The following is a 15,479-nucleotide window of genomic DNA, read 5'->3' as shown; positions in this document are numbered from 1 at the left end:
GTTGCGGCGCCACGGAGTGCTGCTGTCGGGTGTGTCGGTGTTGGCCCGGCGGGTCGCCAGGGTGCGCGCGGTGGCGGAGAAGCGGTTACACGCCAGGTCGCCAACGCCGACCGGCGGGTGGACGGGACGCTGCATCCGAGGCCGGAGCACCCCTGGAAGAACTACGCACCCGGCGACCACACACGCTGAACGGCCCCCTTGAACCTTGCACTACGCGCCGGGCGAAAGATCGGGCCGCTCGGCTGCCCTCACCCCACAGTGGTGACCATGCTGAACCGAGTAGCCGTCCTGTCCGACATTCACGGAGTCCTGCCGGCCCTGGAGGCAGTGCTCGCGGAACCAGACGTCAGCACCGCCGATCACATCGTGCTCACCGGCGACATCACCGCCGGCCCGCAACCCACCCAGGTTCTCGACCTGCTGACCAGCCTCGGCGATCGCGTCATGTGGATCAGCGGCAACGCCGACCGCGAACTCCTCGAATACCGTAGGGGGCAACGCGACACGATTCCCGACCCGATCGCCCCCTGGGCAGCCGAACAGCTCCGCGAGGACCATCTCGACCTTCTCAGCTCGCTCCCACGATCACTCACTCTGTCCGTGGACGGCCTGGGAATGGTGCTGTTCTGCCATGCGGAACGGGAGCACACTGGGCCCTCCTGGGCCCGGGCGTCGAACTCCGGACCACGCACTACGACCTCCAAGCCGCAGCCACCCAACTCAGCCAGGACTCGTCCTACCCCGGCATCACCGAGTTTGCCGACTACTTCCTGCACGCTCGCGCGACCGACGCCGACGCCCTCGCCGCCTTCGCCCCACGGGACGGACGAGACCACAGCCCGTGACACTCGCTCCCCATCCACGACAGCGGGCAACCGCAGGCGCGTACGGCCGTCAACGGTCCGGACGGATTCGCACGGTATGGGCACCGACGCCGCGTATCACCGCTCGCGCCTCGATCCGGCCAGGCCGATCGCCTCGTCCGTCCCGCCCCTCGACCGGAACCCTTCACGCGAGGAGATACTCCTCGGGCACACTCCTCTCTTCTCCCTCACCTTCTCCATAAATCTTCCGGGGTCAACCTCGGCATATCCATCCCGATGACGCTTCGGCGCCCGTCCCCGTTCCTCCGGACTGTGAATCGCTGCACACAACCGCCGTGTCCCAGCCGGGTGGTGATGACGCGAAAGGCCGATGTGCGGCGGACGGAAAGTTGGGAATGTGGGCAACGGACAGCGGACGGTTGTCGAGTGTCCGAGTAAGGACCGGCACAGGCACCAGGGGGGGAGGCCGGAAGCGATGTCGCATCACCTCGACGACGGTGCCGGCCGCGGGACGGTGACGTTCCGCTTCAAGGCGGGTTGGTGTGACCTCACGCTGGCCGTCGGAGAGCACGACATGCGTACGTTCCGGGCAACCGCCCTCAACGACGCCTTCGCCAGTCTGGTAGCCGCGGTCGCGGACCTGGCGGCCGGAGGGCACGAGACCCGGTTGCGGGCGGTGCTGTGGGGTGGTGAACCCGGCGGCGTCTTCCTGGACTTTGCTTCCGTCGTTCCCGACCATGTCGCGCTCGTCGTACACGGCATGGCGGAACGGAACTGGATCGCGGGAGTGGCGGCACCGAACTGGATGCCCGTTCGGGGCGAAGTACTGCTGACCTCGCTTCAGCCCCGCAGGGAACTCCTCGGCGCCTTCCTGGCCGGCTTCACCGGAGTCGCCCCTCTGGTCAGGCCCAATGGACACATCGAGGGATGGGGGCATCCCTACCCGGCCGACACGGTCGCCGCGATCCGCGCCGCACTCGAGCGGTAGCGGTACGCCGACGCGCACACCGCTCGCACCAGAACGACGTGACTGGATCAGACACAACAAGGGGGATTGTCATGAACTTGATCAGAGCGGCCGGTGCCGCCATGCTCGCGGGCGCACTCACCCTGGGTGTGCAGGGAGCCGCGACCGTTGCTGCCGCACCGACTGCCGCGGCCGGCTACCAGGACTGCTTCACTCCCGGCGCGGACCCGAATCTCGTCGTCTCCACCACACACAGCGACCTCACCTTCCGGACATCGACGCTCCGCTGCGGCAGGGCGGGCGAGACCGGGTTCGGGGTGCTCCACATCAACGAAGGGCACCCGCCCTTCAACGACACCACCGTGCGCTGCATCGAGCACGTCCTCGCCACGGCCCCCTACGAACTGCCGGCCACCGGCGAAGACAACGTCATGTACCGGCGGTCCACGAGGGACATGGACGCCGTTGTGATCGTGAACGCCGACACGAACAACGTCGTCACGGCCTACACCTCGCGGGGAGGGACGTCGGCGAGCAACGAGTGGGAGGCGTGCACGCGGATCACCTGACCTGCCGTCACCCACCCGGCACACCGGGCCGGCAGTTCTGTGCGGGCTCGACACCATGATCCGAAGGGGGAACTCACATGCGCAGAGCATGGGCAAGGACAGCACTGGTGGCATTCGCCCTCGCCGCGGCCCAGACGAGCCTGGGCACCGACGCATCCGCGGCATCCCGGCAGGGGGACGGGCAGACGCCGGACAAGGCCATGAGCCAGTCCGTCACCGGCGAGCTGGGGACCCAGACCGCGGGTGACTGCACCTGGCACTGGTTCAGCAACCGGTCGGTCTGCGTGGCCGTCCGCGGCACCGGGCTCTACGTGGACACACTCGGTGCCGGTGAGAGCTACGAGTCGTTCAGAGATTACGGCTGCGCCACGCCGCTGCTGTACGCCAACGGGCGTCTGTTCAGGATGGGATCGGAAGTCTGCGGCAACGGCTTCCTCAGCCAGGACTTCGAGATGAACATCTACATGCCCGACAACACCGAACTCTGCCTCGGCTGGACGGACACCACCGACCGCGCCTGCATCACCGTGCACGACTAGGTCGTGTCTCCTTGATGGGCTGGTCAGTTCATCGGATGTGCCCGGCCGGTCAGTGATCGTCCGGGCACACCAGCACGCTGCCGGAGCACTCAAAGGGGGCGGCCCACTCCCGGGAGCCCACCGATCACGCGCTCGGACGCTCCCGCGGCGGGCTGACGGGGCTGTGCCCGGCTCCTCCGGGCCGGGCAAGCCTTCGACCGTGGCCGACATTCGGTGTGTTCGAGTGGTCCGGGGCAGGGCTCTTCGATGGGGCCCGCCAAAGACTCTGGTCGCAGGGCCGGCGGCAGCACCTGCATCGCGCCGAAGAACACTCCGAGCGCGAGGCCGAGCGCGACCTGCCGCAGGAATGGGGAGCGGAGCAGGGCGCGTCCGGCGTGCCGGCGTTCGGCGCGGCCGGTGAGGGGCGGCATGGTGCGACGCTGGCATGCGGCCGCTGCAGCCTGGTGGCGCCGGGGTGAGCCACCGTGGCGCCGTGCTCAGTAGGCCCAACCACCCACGAGGTCAGTGCAGTTGGAAGCTAGGTAGAGCAGAGCTGCCGCGTCCGGCGTGCCGCGTCCGACGGCGAACGCGGCGACGGTTCGCCGCCCGGCGGGACGCGCCAAACGGGTCGCCGACGTCCGGATGTGCAGACCCGTGGCTGCGCCCGAAGCCGTCCAGTGGTGGCGTGGAGCGGGGACGCGCACCCCACGCCGACTCCGTCAGCGGGCAGATGTCATGTGGCAGTCGATGACCTCCTCGAGCGTAGGGCGAAGACGTCAGTGTCCATAGCCGGAGAACGAGACGACCCCCGCATGCCGTTCTTCGCCGATGCAGCCGGCGGTCCCTGCGAGGAGCCCGGGCACCGGATGTCCGTGCACGACGATCTGCGTCGCGGGTCAGATGCCGAGCATGGTGTTGAGCTCGTCCAGGGACTTCACCGGCACGTAGTCATAGCCGTGGGTGACCGGGTCGCAGCCACGGTCCAGCAGGACCAGATTGCGAAAACCCATGTCGTGCATCGGCATCAGGTCGTAGCGGGTGTGCGAGGAGACGTGCACGAAGTCCTCGGGGGACGCGTCGAGCTGGTCGAGCATGTACTCGAACGCGGCGTAGCGGGGCTTGTAGAAGCCGGCCTGCTCCGCGGTGAAGACCGCGTGGAAGTCCGCCCCGAGCCGGGGCACGCTCTCCGCGAGGAAGGAGTCGTCGGCGTTGGACAGGATCACCAGCTTGTAGTGCTCGCCCATCTTCTTCAGCGGCTCCACGACGTCCGGGTGGGGGCCCCAGCTGCGCACGCCGTCGGCGAACCGCTTGCCCGCGTCCGGTGCCGCCTTCACACCCCACTTGCGGCAGACCCGCTCGAAGGAGTCCTGCAGCACCTGCTCGTAGGGGTAGTACTCGCCACGGACCTGGTCGTAGCGGTAGCCGCGGAACTCCCGGACGAACTGGTCCCAGTGCTCGGCGGGGATCTGGTCGCCGACGAGTTCACGCGTGATGGGGTTCATCGGCCACTCGATCAACGTGCCGTAGCAGTCGAACGAGACGTACTTCGGGCGGAACTGGAACGAGGGAATGGGCATGAGGATGCTCCTGTCTTGCTGCGGGGAACTGGTTGTGGCCGGTGCTCGCCGTTTCAGGCATGCCAATGACAGAGGTGTCGGGGTGAGGCGTGATGCCGTCGGCATCGACGGGGCTCAGGCGGCGGCGACACCTGCCGGAGCGAGGAAGTCGATGGGGTGTTCCGTGGTGCCGTTGAGCGCAAGGTCGGCGGCGATCTCGCCCATGCCGGGCGAGAGTTTGAAGCCGCTTCCGGAGAATCCGGCCATGACGATGATGTCGTCCTCGCCGGGGAGATGACCCACGAGCGGGTTCCCGGACTCCGTGTAGCCCTCCATGTAGGCCGACATCCTGATGGGGTCGGGGTTCAGGTCGGGCATCAGCTCGGCGATGAGCTCGCGGAAGATGCCGAGTTCTTCGGGGCGGACCGTACGGTCGAGCCGTTCGGGCTCGGGCACCGGCAGATGGCGTGCGAGGGAAAGACCGAGCTTGACGGAGATGCCGTCCGGCGACGGGAGCCCGAAGCAGTCGTGGGGTGTGGCGCGCACGAAGGGGGGAGCCCCGCCCGCGAACCAGTCATGGCGGGTGGGCAGGTGCCAGGAGCAGACCACCCGGCGGACGTCCACGGACCGTGGGAGGTCCGGGAGCAGGGTGTTGATCCAGGGGCCCACGGTCACCACGGCGGTGTCGACGTGGTCCGTTCCCTGGTCGGTGACGACGTGCACCCCGCCGCCCGCCGCGGGGACGATCTCCCGCACCGGGGTGTAGCGGTGCAGCCGGGCGCCAAGTTGCTCGGCTCGGGTGGCCGCCGCCTGGACCGACGCCTCGGGCCGGATGACGGCGCCCTCGCGGTCGAGGACGGCGGTGTGTCCGTCCGGGAGGCGGTGCTGCGGGTAGCGGCGGGCGAGTTCCTCCCGGTCCAGTACCTCGTGATCCAGACGATGGGTGGAGCTGGAGGAGAGGAGCTGGCGCATGGCCGGTGATGCGGTCTCTCCCATTACGAGGCAGCCGCTGCGGCGTCGCAGCGACCGTCCTGTCTCCGCCTGGAGCTGCTCCCACATCCGGTCGGCGAGCCGCAGCAGCGGAATGTACCCGGGTTCGCTGAGGTGGGCGGCGCGGAAGATGCGGCTCTCTCCCCCGGCCGCGCCCCGGTCGTGACCCGGCGCGTACCGGTCGTAGCCGACGACCTCGGCCCCGCGGGCGGCCAGTCGCCACATGACCTGGCTGCCCATGGTGCCGGCGCCGATGACGGCGACGCGCTTCGGGATGCGCATGAGGTCGCTCCTTTCGATGATGTGGTCTGGGTGGTAGGCGGGCCCCAGCACGGGGCGGACACGGTGCGGACACTGTGCGGACCGATGGCTGCGACGAAGGTCATGCCGACCGGTTCCATCGCTGTGCCGGCCGAGGGACACAGCCAGCCGTGAGGATGTCGGCGACGCAGAACGGTCCTCGCCACGCGGAAGGGCCGGTGGGGGCGCGGCTCAGGGAAGCGGAGAGGGCGCGGGAGTGCCCGGTGAGCGGTCGGCGGCGGCGCCGTGCCAGCGCCCACCGAGGGGGAGATGGCTCAGAGGAACTCGATCAGCTTGTCGGTGAACTCGACGGTGGTCGCGGTTCCGCCCAGGTCACGGGTGCGGACATCGGACTTGGCCAGGACCGAGGCGATCGCGTCGGTGATGTCCCTGGCCGCGGCGGGATGGCCGAGGTGGTCGAGCATCATGGCCGCGGACCAGATCGCGCCCAGCGGGTTGGCGATGCCCTGGCCCGCGATGTCGGGCGCGGAGCCGTGCACCGGCTCGAACATCGAGGGGAAGTCCCGCTCGGGGTTGAGGTTGGCCGCCGGGGCGATGCCGATGGATCCGGCGACCGCTGCCGCGAGGTCGCTGAGGATGTCGCCGAAGAGGTTGGAGGCGACGACGACGTCGAAGCGGGCCGGCTCGAGGACGAACTTGGCCGCGAGCGCGTCGATGTGCTCCTGGTCCCAGGCTACCTGCGGGAACGAGGCGGCCCGCTCGGCGACGAGCTGGTCCCAGAACGGCATGGTGTGCACGATGCCGTTCGACTTGGTCGCGGAGGTCAGGCGGCCGCCGCGCCGGGAGGCGAGCGTGAAGGCGTAGTCCAGCAGGCGTGTGACGCCGGCCCGGGTGAACACGGCCTCCTGCACGGCGATCTCGTCCGGGAAGCCCCTGTTGAGCCGGCCGCCGACCTCGCTGTACTCGCCTTCCATGTTCTCGCGCACGACGACGAAATCGACCTCGCCCGGCCGTGCGCCGCGCACCGGACTGTCGATGCCTTCGAAGACACGGATGGGCCGGAGATTGACGTACTGGCGGAAGCTGCGCCGGATCGGGATCAGCAGCCCCCACAGCGAGACATGGTCGGGCACCCCCGGGTACCCCACCGCGCCCAGCAGGATCGCGTCCTTGTCGCGCAGCTGGTCGATCCCGTCGGCGGGCATCATGGCGCCCTCCCGCAGATACCGCTCGCACGACCAGTCGTCGTACGACGTGTAAGACAGGCTGAAGCCGTGGCGGCGGCCGAGAACATCGAGCACCTGCTGTGCTGGAGGCAGTACCTCGGCGCCGATGCCGTCGCCGGGGATCAGGGCAATGCGGTGGTTCGTCGTCATGCCGTCATTGCAGCAAGGCGGTCCGTGGGGCGTCCAAGACGCAAAGCGGATCTCCCTTATAAGCGGTGCCTATCAGCTGTCGGTGGCCGAGGTGGCGCTCCTGACGAACGCGGCGGCTGCGGGCGAAAGGCTGCCGCGGCGGCTGACGAGGGCGATGTCCAAGCTGGTCTCCGGCTCGATGTCCAGGACGCGGGCGCCCAGTCGCCGGGCGACGTCCCGCCAGGAATCCGTGACCACCGCGAGCCCGACCCCGGCCAGGACCAGGGGCATGAGCGACACGCGGTGCTCGGTCTCGGCGGCGACGGTGAACTCGATGCCCTGCTCCCGCAGCGTGTCGACGTAGGCGCGCATCCCGGTACCCGCCTGCCCGACGATCAGCCGCTGTCCCGCAAGCTCCCGGCAATCCACCGCCGTCCGGTCAACGAACGGGCCGTCGGCCGGCACCACCAGCACGAAACGCTGCCGCCCCAGCTCATGTGAGACGACCTCCTTGTCGGAGACCGGACCGGCGGACGCCAGGAGCCCCAACTCCACGGCGCCCGTGCGGACCATGTCGATCACGTCGCGCGACGTGAACGCCGCATGGATGGCCACCGAGACGCCGGGATACCGGTGGCTGAAGGCACTCACCAAGGTCGTCAGCGGCTCCACCGCCTGCGACGGCATCGACGCCACGTCGAGGCGCCCCTCACGCAGCTCATGCACCGCCGCGACACTCGCCCGCGCCGTCTCCAGACTCCGCACGGCCTCCCGGGCAGGCTCGATCAGGGCCCTTCCGGCCTCCGTCAGGACTGCCCTGCGCCCGATGCGATGGAACAGCTCGGAGCCGAGATCACGCTCCAGTGCCCGCACGGCCTGCGACAGCGACGGCTGCGACACGTACAGAGCCGAGGCCGCACGGTTGAAGCCCCCACGATCAACGATCGCAAGGAAGTACTCCAGCTGCCGAATGTCCATACGCGCCCTCTGCCCTGGAAGAAATCAACCGACGACTCAATTGGTCCCGACCATGGTCGCGTGAAGCATCGCCTCGGCGAAGTACGGACCGCCGATGTACTGGCCGCAATCGTCACAGCCGCCTTCCGGCCCGAGGTTCGAAGAGTGGTCGAATCGGGATGCGCTGATCTGCGCGGCATCTGCACACTCAGCGCATGGCCTTGCTCTCCGGTCGGTTCCGGGATCCGCTCAGCACCGATTACGACCTCATCAGCTCGATCATGGTGCGATGCCCCGGTTGCGCGAAGGCCGTTCGTGTCGTTCCAGCGCCCGACGACTCCGACCCCGGAGGTCGGATGCTGTTCAGGCCGCGACGTCTGGTCTGCCGTGGCTGCGGACTGTCACGGGTGTGGAGCGGCCGCGTTGTCACGCTGTCGCGTGGTACAGCTCAACCCGCGACGGATCCATACTTCGGTATGCCGCTGTGGCTCCAGGTTGAGACCCGGCATGGGTGGCTGTGGGCGTACAACCTCGAGCATCTCGACCTGATCCGCCGTTTCGTCCAAGCGTCGCTGCGGGAACGGGCGCCCTGGTACGAAACCGGACCGACCATGACCTTGGTGGCCCGTCTTCCGGCATGGATCAAGCGGGCGAAGAACCGAGACGAGGTCCTGCGTGCCGTCCGTCGGATCCACACGTCACTGGTTGCCGCCTGAGTCGCTTACCAGCGCGAACCTCACTCGAACTGGATTTGGCTGCGGCAGGTGCTGGCCGGGGGCGTAGCCCGCGTGCCTCAGGTGTTCATTCGTCAGCCTGTCCGGGACAGCGCTCCCGGACAAGCGTCCGACCAGCGCGGACGCTGGAAGTCTTGTCCGGGACAGTCCGCGTCCGTTGCCGCACCGGAAGAACGGGTCACAGCATTTACCTCGCCCGACGCCATGCCGCCGGGCGTTTCCGTACCTTCTTCGAACAGAGGTGACTCCGTGATCAAGAAAACGGTTTCCGTGGCGTCCGTCGTGGGCGCGCTCCTCGTCGGGGGCGTTCTCGCCGCTGCCCCCGCACAGGCTGTCCCGCACGACTGCCCGTCCGGCAACTACTGCGTGTGGACCGGTCCCAACCACACAGGGTTCTGGGAGAAGTTCAGCTGGAACTCCAACCTTGTGCCGGGAACCGTGTTCCAGGCCGACAACTCCTCCTTCAACCGCATGTCGTCGTACGCCATGAAGCTCCACTACCAGCCCAACCGGACCAGCAGCTCCGTCTACGCCTGCTCCCGCCCCGGCACCCTGTGGTACCAGCACCGCCCGGCGGAGCAGTTGGCGTCCCTCAGCAAGGTGTCCACCTGCTGACGGACGCGATGTCCACACGCGGGCGGTACTGGTCGTGTCCGGCCGGTACCGCCCGCGTGCCCGCAACGGGTACTGGAAGGACCCCCCATGACGCGCAGCGATACCGCCCGAGCCCTGATCCTCCTCCTCGCCGCCGCCCCACTCGTCGTCACGGCGTCCGCGTGCTCCTCCCCGTCGGCCCCCGCTCCCGCACCCGTTCCGGCAGCCGCGCGGCCCGGAGCCCTCGACCTGCCGGCTGAGACCAGGGCGCTGCTCGCGGACGCGGAACGAGCCCTGGTACGGGATTGCATGGCCCGCCAGGGCTTCTCCTTCTTCTACGACTCCACCGACCTCGCCGAGCTGCGGGCTGAGGCCGCCGCGACGAACCGGGAGCTGACGCTGGATGACGTGCCCCGCGCCCGGCGTGAGGGCTTCGGCCCAGCCCCCGGTGCACCCGCGCGGTCGTCCTCCCCCGCGGAGCGTCAGGAGCAGGCGTACCTCGCGGGGCTGTCCCCCCAGCGGCGCAACGCCTGGGAGAAGGCCTTGATGGGGCAGCCAGGACAACGCAGGATCAAGGTCAGCGTCCCTGGAGTCGGCACCATGGAGCACCCTACGGCCGGGTGCTTCGCGGAGGCCCGCATCAGACTGTTCGGTGACTACGAGAGGTGGGCCCGCGCCGACACATTCGTGAACGCCCGCTTCCGCCCCGTGGACGAGGAGGTCAAGAAGAGCCCCGATTACAAGGAGGCCACCGCCCGTTGGAGCACCTGCGTAGGCGCCCGCGGCCACCACTTCACCACCCCGGACAACGCCCGCGCCCGGGCGAGCACCCTGCAACGAGACCAGGCCATCTCTCTCGCCGTCGCCACAGCCGAGTGCGACCGCCAGGTGGGCCGCTCGAAGACCCACCGCAGCCTGTACGAGCAAGCCACCCGCCACTGGGCCGAACGTCATCCCACGGAGGCCGCAGACTTCCGACGCCTCAACGCCGAAGCGGCCGCACGGCTGACGGCCGCCACTACCGCACCCGGCCACGTACCGGATCCCGCGATGACCCCGGCGCCGGGTTCCTGATGTATGTGGGGTTTGTCCGGCGGGCGCTGGCTGCTGTCGGCGCTGCCGGCCTCGGGCTGGAGTGGGCGGCGGAAGAAGGGGCAGGCCGATGACCACACGCTCAGAGGGTGCGGGGATGCGGGAGGTCAGCGCTGGCCCGCGGCTACGGGTGAGCGACTACCAGATGACGGCGGTACGACCGGATGCGGATACTCGCAGTCCTCGCTGCCACGGGGAGTGAGGCCCGGTGACGCGGACGAACTGGTCTGTGGTGTCGAGGCCGGCGCCGTGGCTGGAGCCCACTGCTCGGTCGAAGAACTGCCCGGCGGCGCACCCGGTGCCCGCGGTACCTCCTGCGGTGAAGGCTGGAACGGCGGCGTCGACCGGACCATCGACGTGCTGGTCTCCAGCGTCGGCGGTGTCTACCCGCAGGCGCTGACCACCAGCTGCCTGCTGGCCGGTGGGGAAATCCTCCATGAGCGCGCCGCTGTCGCGAGTGCCCGGGCAGCCAATGCGACGGCAGTAGGCCACGTTCCCTCTCCCAGGCCGGCGCACGCGCTGCGGCCCAGCCCAGCAGCAGGTACTGGGCGGAGAACGGGATGAGCCCGAGACGAAGGCCTGCAGCATGTAGCCCAGCGGGCGGGCCGAGGCGACGTCGGCTGCTCCGTGGGCGAACAGCAGTGAGGAGATCTGCCGGCCCAGGGCGAGGAAGAGGAAGGCCGCGGGCACGATGACCACCCCGCTGACCCGTAGCGCCCAAAGTTGCTTCAGTTCCTCGTGTTCGGCGGTCGACAGCCTGTCGTCGCGGTCGACCTCGGCCTGGCGGACCGAGCCGCGCGGAACTCGTGTCCGTGCGGCTTAGGACGGCTCAGATCTCCTGGGGCTTGTAGGAGCTGGGGTCGCGCAGGATGACGCGGCGCAGCAGGTCGACGGTTTTGGTGACGCCCTCGACGGGGGCCACAAGAACGTCCTCGTGCTCGATGCTCAGGACGTCGTCGTAGCCGGCTCGGCGCAGGGCGAGGCAGAAAGCGCGCCAGAACGCGTCGTCGTGGCCGTAGCCGAGGGTGACGTAGTTCCAGGAGCGTTCCTTGGCGGCCATGACCGGCAGCGTCTCCAGCCTGCTGGTCAGGGCCTGGCGGGAGGGTTCCAGCCGGGTGTCCTTGGCGTGTACGTGGTAGATCGCCTCGCCCAGGGTCTCGATGGCGGCGAGCGGGTCGGCGCCCATCCACATCAGGTGGCTGGGGTCGAAGTTGGCTCCGACCACGGGCCCGACCTCCTCGCGCAGGCGCAGGAGGGTGGGGACGTTGTAGACCGCCTGGTGGGCGTGCATCTCCAGAGCGAGCTTGGGTACGCCCCGGTCACGGGAGTGGGCGACGAGGTCTCGCCAGTACGGGAGTACGACCTCGGTCCATTGCCAGTCGAGGATCTGTGTGGTCTCCGGCGGCCAGGAGACCGTGATCCAGTTGGGGTTGGCGTCGCCCGGCCCGCCCGGCAGCCCGGACATCATCACCACGCGGTCGACGCCGAGGAGCGGGGCGAGAGCGATCGTCCTGCGCGCGACCTGGTCGTGCTCGCGGCCGCTGGGCCCGGGGTGCAGAGGGTTGCCCGAGCAGGTGAGGGCGCTGATCGTGAGTCCTCGGTCGGCGAGCTTGGCCAGCAGTTCGCGGCGCGCGCCGTCGCTGTCGAGAAGCCGGTCGATGTCGATGTGCGGGGCGGTGGACCAGGCGCCGGTGGCGAACTCCACGTGGTCCAGGCCGAGTTCGGCGGCCAGGTCCAGGGTCTCGTCGAGCGTGAGCTGCCCGACGCTGTCGGTGTTCAGACCGATTTTCATGATGCGTCCCGTCTGCGGTGTGGTCGGGCGGGGAGGGTCGTTCCCCGCTGGTTCGGCGTGCCGGCGGTGGGGTCAGATGTAGAGGGCCGGTCGGTCGGCGAGTTCCACCTCGACGCGGCGGCCCTCGGTCTGGGCGCGGATGCCCGCCTCGCAGACCGCGGCCACGGCGTAACCGTCCCAGGCGCTGGGGCCGGTGACCTCGCCGCGCCGGGTGGCGTCGATCCATGCCTGTACCTCGCGGTCGTACGCTTCCTCGAACCGCTCGACGAAGCCGGGGGTGACCGTGCCGCCCCAGCGTCCGCCGGTGCTGACGAGCATGTCGTGCCGGTCGCCGATGCGGGCGGTGCCGTGCTCGCACACCGCCTCGGCCTGGACCTGGTAGCCGTAGCGGGCGTTGACGTAGATCTCGACGTCGACCAGGGCGCCGCCGTCGGTTTCGAAGACGACGAACTGCGGATCGGCCAGCCCTTCGGGCGCGTTGCCGGAGGGCCGCGGCCGCAGCACCGTGACGGACGTGATCTCCTGGCCGAGCAGCCAGCGGGTGATGTCCATCTCGTGGGTCACGGAGTCGTTGATGAGCATGGCGCTGGTGAAGTCCGGCGGACAGGACGGGTTGCGGTGCCGGTTGTGCAACATCAGCGGCCGGCCCAGTTCCCCGCTGTCCAGCAGCGCTTTGAGCTTGATGTACTCGTGGTCGTAACGGCGCATGAAGCCCACCTGCACCCGGCGGTGCCCGAGCCGCTGCTCGGCCTCCAGCACGCGCAGGGCGGAGGCGGCGTCGGGGGTGAGGGGCTTCTCGCACAGGACGGGCAGGTCGTGCTCGAACGCGGTGAGCAGTGCCGCCTCGTGGGCGACGCCCGGGGAGGCGAGCAGCACCGCGTCGACGTCGGGTGAGGCCATCGCTTCGGCGACGTCGCCATAGGCCGCGCATCCGTCGACGTCGGCGGCGACCGTCTTGGCGCGATCGATGTCGACGTCGACGACGGCGGCCACATGGGCGCCGCTGGTCACCTCGCTGATCCTGCGTACGTGGTCGGCTCCCATGCGGCCGGCGCCGATCACGGCGACTCCAAGGGAGGTGCGGTAGGTCATGTGGTTCCTTGACTTGAGGGTGGGCGATGGCGGTGACGGTCAGGAGAGGGCCGACCGAACCCACACGGGTCCGGCCGTGACCCGGGTCGTACGGGTCGTCACCGTGTCCCCTTGGCGGCGAACGTGGCGACGGCCTCGACGTTGGACTTGTCGACGAAGGCCGGGCCGGTCAGCACGGGCGCCACGCCACCGCCGCTGTAGTTGCCGTTGGTCTTGTAGAGCCAGAGAGAGTCGACCGCCAGGTAGCCCTGCAGATAAGGCTGCTGGTCGACGGCGAACTCGATGCTGCCGCCCTGGATCGCCTTCACGAGTTCCTTGTTGAGGTCGAAGGTGGCGACCTTGGCCTTGCTGCCGCCGTCGGACACCGCCTGCGTGGCGGTCAGCGCGACCGGGGCGGCGAGGGTGACGACGTAGTCGATGGAAGGGTCCTGCTTGAGCTTGGCGGTGATGGTCGACTTCACGGACGGCATGTCGGCGCCGTTGACGAACAGGTTTTCCGTCGTGCCCGAGAAGCCCTTCTTCACGCCCGCGCAGCGTGCCTCGAGGGCGACCTGGCCCTGTTCCTGAATGACACAGGCGACCTTCTTGGCGCCGAGGGAACTCAGCTTCTTCCCGACCGCCTCGCCCGCGACGGTCTCGTCCTGGCCGAAGTACTCGAGCAGGCCCTGCTTCTTCCAGTCGTCCACACCGGAGTTGAAGCCGACCACGGGTATACCGGCCTGCACCGCCTTGGCCACGGTGCCCTTCATGGCATCGGGCTTGGCGAGGGTGACGGCGATGCCGTCGACCTTCTGGTCGATCGCGTTCTGCACCAGGTTGGCCTGGTTGCCCCCGTTCGGGTCGGAGGAGTAGACCAGCTTGACGTTGTCCTTGGCGGCCGCGGCCTGGGCGCCCTTGCGGATGGTGTCCCAGAACGTGTCACCGGGGACGGCGTGGGTGATCATCGCGATGGTCATGCGGGGCGTGGTGGCCTTGCCGGCCGAGACGCCACCGGCGCTCTCATCCGACTTCTTGCCGCCCGAGCTGCTGGAGCAGCCGACGAGTGCCAGGACTGTACTGGCGGCCATGGCCACGAGCATGGTGAATCTGCGGGAGCGGGAGGGAAGCGAGCGGTTCATTTCGGCACCTCACTGTGCTGACTTGCGGGAAGGGGTGATCCACCGGCGGGACGCAACACATCCCGTTGTGGGTCGGGCGGGGAGCTGTTGGGTGGCCTGCTGTGCGACTGGAGGTGGGATCAGAGGGTGAACGCGGCGCGGAACCGCTCCATGGCGGTGTGACTGTCGCCGGAGGGCCATGCCTCCAGGGCGACCGTGCCGTCGTAGCCGAGGTCGGTGAGGGCGCGGGCGACGGCCGGATAGTTGATCTCTCCGGTGCCGGGTTCGCAGCGGCCGGGCACGTCGGCGACCTGTATCTCTCCGATCAGGCCGGCGCCGTGCGCGCGGCGGATCAGTTCGATGAGGTTTCCCTCGCCGATCTGGGCGTGGTACAGGTCCAGATTCATCCGCAGACCGGGCCGATCGACTGCCGCGACCAGGGCGTAGGTGTCGGCGGCCCGCGCGAACGGGACGCCGGGGTGGTCGACGGCGGTGTTGAGGTTCTCCAAGGTGAAGGTGACGCCCGCGCTTTCGCCCAGTTCGGCCAGGCGGGTGAGCGTGCGGTGGGCGGTGATCCACATATCGCCGGTGGCCTCGCCGGTCACCGGCACCACGGGCAGGCCCTCGCTGTCCAGGCCGGTGCCGTGCAGGTTGAGCCGGGGGCAGCCGAGATGCTCGGCGGCCTTGATCGACTCCTCGGCCGTGCGCAGGAGTTCGGCTGCGCCGTCCGGGTCGGTCAGGGTGCCGCGGATGTAGCCGGTCATCGAGGAGAACTCGGCGGGGGTCTGGGCCAGTGCGTTCAGGTCGTGCCGGGTCCAGTCCCAGATCTCCACCTGGAAGCCGGCCTCGTGGATGCGCCGGGCCCGCTCCTCGACCGGCAGGTCGCGGTAGACCATCTCGGCACAGACCGCCAACGTGTACATCGCAGCTCCAGACTTATAACGTTCTAAGAGAACAGGAGCAGTACGCCAGGCGCCGGGCCGCCTGTCAAGGGTTTGTGCGGACATTTGATTTATAACGTTGTAACAACGTTGACCACTACGTGTCCTGCTTGGCTCGGTCTACGATCACCTCGGAGAAG

Annotated in this window: 14 protein-coding genes and 2 pseudogenes; 7 read left to right on the top strand and 9 right to left on the bottom strand. The window is 69.0% G+C overall.

Features of this window, described 5'->3' with window-relative positions; translation table 11 throughout:
* The first annotated feature begins 267 nt into the window (after positions 1-267).
* The 4 genes and pseudogenes from MQE23_RS42495 to MQE23_RS42480 all read left to right on the top strand — a co-directional run bounded on the left by MQE23_RS42495 (position 268) and on the right by MQE23_RS42480 (position 2,899).
* A pseudogene (locus MQE23_RS42495) lies at positions 268-845 on the top strand (metallophosphoesterase).
* A 454-nt stretch (positions 846-1,299) separates the two neighbouring features.
* Complete coding sequence (locus tag MQE23_RS42490; RefSeq protein WP_243382144.1) at positions 1,300-1,812, top strand: hypothetical protein; 513 nt, start codon at positions 1,300-1,302, stop codon at positions 1,810-1,812.
* A gap of 71 nt (positions 1,813-1,883) precedes the next feature.
* The gene (locus tag MQE23_RS42485; RefSeq protein WP_243382142.1) at positions 1,884-2,360 is read left to right on the top strand and encodes a hypothetical protein; all 477 of its coding nucleotides are present in this window, start codon (positions 1,884-1,886) and stop codon (positions 2,358-2,360) included.
* A 107-nt stretch (positions 2,361-2,467) separates the two neighbouring features.
* Entirely contained in the window at positions 2,468-2,899 is a 432-nt protein-coding gene (locus MQE23_RS42480; protein ID WP_243382140.1) for a hypothetical protein, read from the top strand.
* Between the two features lie 875 nt (positions 2,900-3,774).
* Here MQE23_RS42480 and MQE23_RS42475 read toward each other — a convergent pair.
* The 4 genes from MQE23_RS42475 to MQE23_RS42460 form a co-directional block, all read right to left on the bottom strand.
* Positions 3,775-4,455, bottom strand: a complete 681-nt coding sequence (locus MQE23_RS42475; protein WP_243382138.1) for a haloacid dehalogenase type II — start codon at positions 4,453-4,455, stop codon at positions 3,775-3,777.
* A 114-nt stretch (positions 4,456-4,569) separates the two neighbouring features.
* Entirely contained in the window at positions 4,570-5,706 is a 1,137-nt protein-coding gene (solA, locus tag MQE23_RS42470) for an N-methyl-L-tryptophan oxidase (protein ID WP_243382136.1), read from the bottom strand.
* 293 nt (positions 5,707-5,999) lie between these two features.
* On the bottom strand, positions 6,000-7,061 hold the full coding sequence (locus tag MQE23_RS42465) for a tartrate dehydrogenase (RefSeq protein ID WP_243382134.1): 1,062 nt from the start codon (positions 7,059-7,061) through the stop codon (positions 6,000-6,002).
* Positions 7,062-7,133: 72 nt separating this feature from the next.
* A complete protein-coding gene (locus MQE23_RS42460) occupies positions 7,134-8,018 on the bottom strand; it encodes a LysR family transcriptional regulator (protein WP_020272546.1) in 885 nt (294 codons plus the stop codon).
* Positions 8,019-8,212: 194 nt separating this feature from the next.
* On the opposite strand from MQE23_RS42460, the gene MQE23_RS42455 reads away from it, so the two are divergent.
* The 3 genes from MQE23_RS42455 (at position 8,213) to MQE23_RS42445 (ending at position 10,399) form a co-directional block, all read left to right on the top strand.
* The gene (locus MQE23_RS42455) at positions 8,213-8,713 is read left to right on the top strand and encodes a hypothetical protein (protein WP_243382132.1); all 501 of its coding nucleotides are present in this window, start codon (positions 8,213-8,215) and stop codon (positions 8,711-8,713) included.
* A 267-nt stretch (positions 8,714-8,980) separates the two neighbouring features.
* Positions 8,981-9,346: a peptidase inhibitor family I36 protein gene (locus tag MQE23_RS42450; protein ID WP_020272549.1), complete on the top strand. Its 366-nt coding sequence runs from the start codon at positions 8,981-8,983 to the stop codon at positions 9,344-9,346.
* A gap of 87 nt (positions 9,347-9,433) precedes the next feature.
* Positions 9,434-10,399 carry a hypothetical protein gene (locus MQE23_RS42445; protein ID WP_243382130.1) on the top strand — a complete coding sequence of 322 codons (966 nt, stop codon included), beginning with the start codon at positions 9,434-9,436 and terminating at the stop codon, positions 10,397-10,399.
* Between the two features lie 550 nt (positions 10,400-10,949).
* Here the strand turns inward: MQE23_RS42445 and MQE23_RS42440 are convergent.
* From MQE23_RS42440 to MQE23_RS42420, 5 genes and pseudogenes are all read right to left on the bottom strand, one after another.
* A pseudogene (locus MQE23_RS42440) lies at positions 10,950-11,131 on the bottom strand (lipid II flippase MurJ); the annotation flags it as partial.
* A gap of 115 nt (positions 11,132-11,246) precedes the next feature.
* Positions 11,247-12,209 (bottom strand): sugar phosphate isomerase/epimerase, encoded by a 963-nt coding sequence (locus tag MQE23_RS42435; protein WP_020272552.1) that lies wholly within the window; start codon positions 12,207-12,209, stop codon positions 11,247-11,249.
* A 72-nt stretch (positions 12,210-12,281) separates the two neighbouring features.
* Entirely contained in the window at positions 12,282-13,301 is a 1,020-nt protein-coding gene (locus tag MQE23_RS42430; RefSeq protein WP_243382128.1) for a Gfo/Idh/MocA family oxidoreductase, read from the bottom strand.
* A 98-nt stretch (positions 13,302-13,399) separates the two neighbouring features.
* Positions 13,400-14,419, bottom strand: coding sequence for a sugar ABC transporter substrate-binding protein (locus tag MQE23_RS42425; RefSeq protein WP_037669116.1), 1,020 nt, complete (start codon positions 14,417-14,419; stop codon positions 13,400-13,402).
* 119 nt (positions 14,420-14,538) lie between these two features.
* Positions 14,539-15,321, bottom strand: a complete 783-nt coding sequence (locus tag MQE23_RS42420) for a TIM barrel protein (RefSeq protein WP_243382126.1) — start codon at positions 15,319-15,321, stop codon at positions 14,539-14,541.
* Between the last annotated feature and the right edge of the window lie 158 nt (positions 15,322-15,479).

Source organism: Streptomyces sp. HP-A2021, from assembly GCF_022807935.1.
In the GTDB taxonomy this organism is placed as follows: Bacteria; Actinomycetota; Actinomycetes; order Streptomycetales; family Streptomycetaceae; genus Streptomyces; species Streptomyces afghaniensis.
Note: the sequence above shows the minus strand (reverse complement) of the source record. Positions and strands in the feature narration are given on the sequence as shown.

Excerpts from the sequence above, each read along its gene's own strand:
- MQE23_RS42490 (WP_243382144.1), top strand. The coding sequence starts at position 1,300 with ATGTCGCATCACCTCGACGACGGTGCCGGCCGCGGGACGGTGACGTTC.
- MQE23_RS42485 (WP_243382142.1), top strand. The coding sequence starts at position 1,884 with ATGAACTTGATCAGAGCGGCCGGTGCCGCCATGCTCGCGGGCGCACTC.
- MQE23_RS42475 (WP_243382138.1), bottom strand. The coding sequence starts at position 4,455 with ATGCCCATTCCCTCGTTCCAGTTCCGCCCGAAGTACGTCTCGTTCGAC.
- solA (WP_243382136.1), bottom strand. The coding sequence starts at position 5,706 with ATGCGCATCCCGAAGCGCGTCGCCGTCATCGGCGCCGGCACCATGGGC.
- MQE23_RS42465 (WP_243382134.1), bottom strand. The coding sequence starts at position 7,061 with ATGACGACGAACCACCGCATTGCCCTGATCCCCGGCGACGGCATCGGC.
- MQE23_RS42460 (WP_020272546.1), bottom strand. The coding sequence starts at position 8,018 with ATGGACATTCGGCAGCTGGAGTACTTCCTTGCGATCGTTGATCGTGGG.
- MQE23_RS42455 (WP_243382132.1), top strand. The coding sequence starts at position 8,213 with ATGGCCTTGCTCTCCGGTCGGTTCCGGGATCCGCTCAGCACCGATTAC.
- MQE23_RS42445 (WP_243382130.1), top strand. The coding sequence starts at position 9,434 with ATGACGCGCAGCGATACCGCCCGAGCCCTGATCCTCCTCCTCGCCGCC.
- MQE23_RS42435 (WP_020272552.1), bottom strand. The coding sequence starts at position 12,209 with ATGAAAATCGGTCTGAACACCGACAGCGTCGGGCAGCTCACGCTCGAC.
- MQE23_RS42430 (WP_243382128.1), bottom strand. The coding sequence starts at position 13,301 with ATGACCTACCGCACCTCCCTTGGAGTCGCCGTGATCGGCGCCGGCCGC.
- MQE23_RS42425 (WP_037669116.1), bottom strand. The coding sequence starts at position 14,419 with ATGAACCGCTCGCTTCCCTCCCGCTCCCGCAGATTCACCATGCTCGTG.
- MQE23_RS42420 (WP_243382126.1), bottom strand. The coding sequence starts at position 15,321 with ATGTACACGTTGGCGGTCTGTGCCGAGATGGTCTACCGCGACCTGCCG.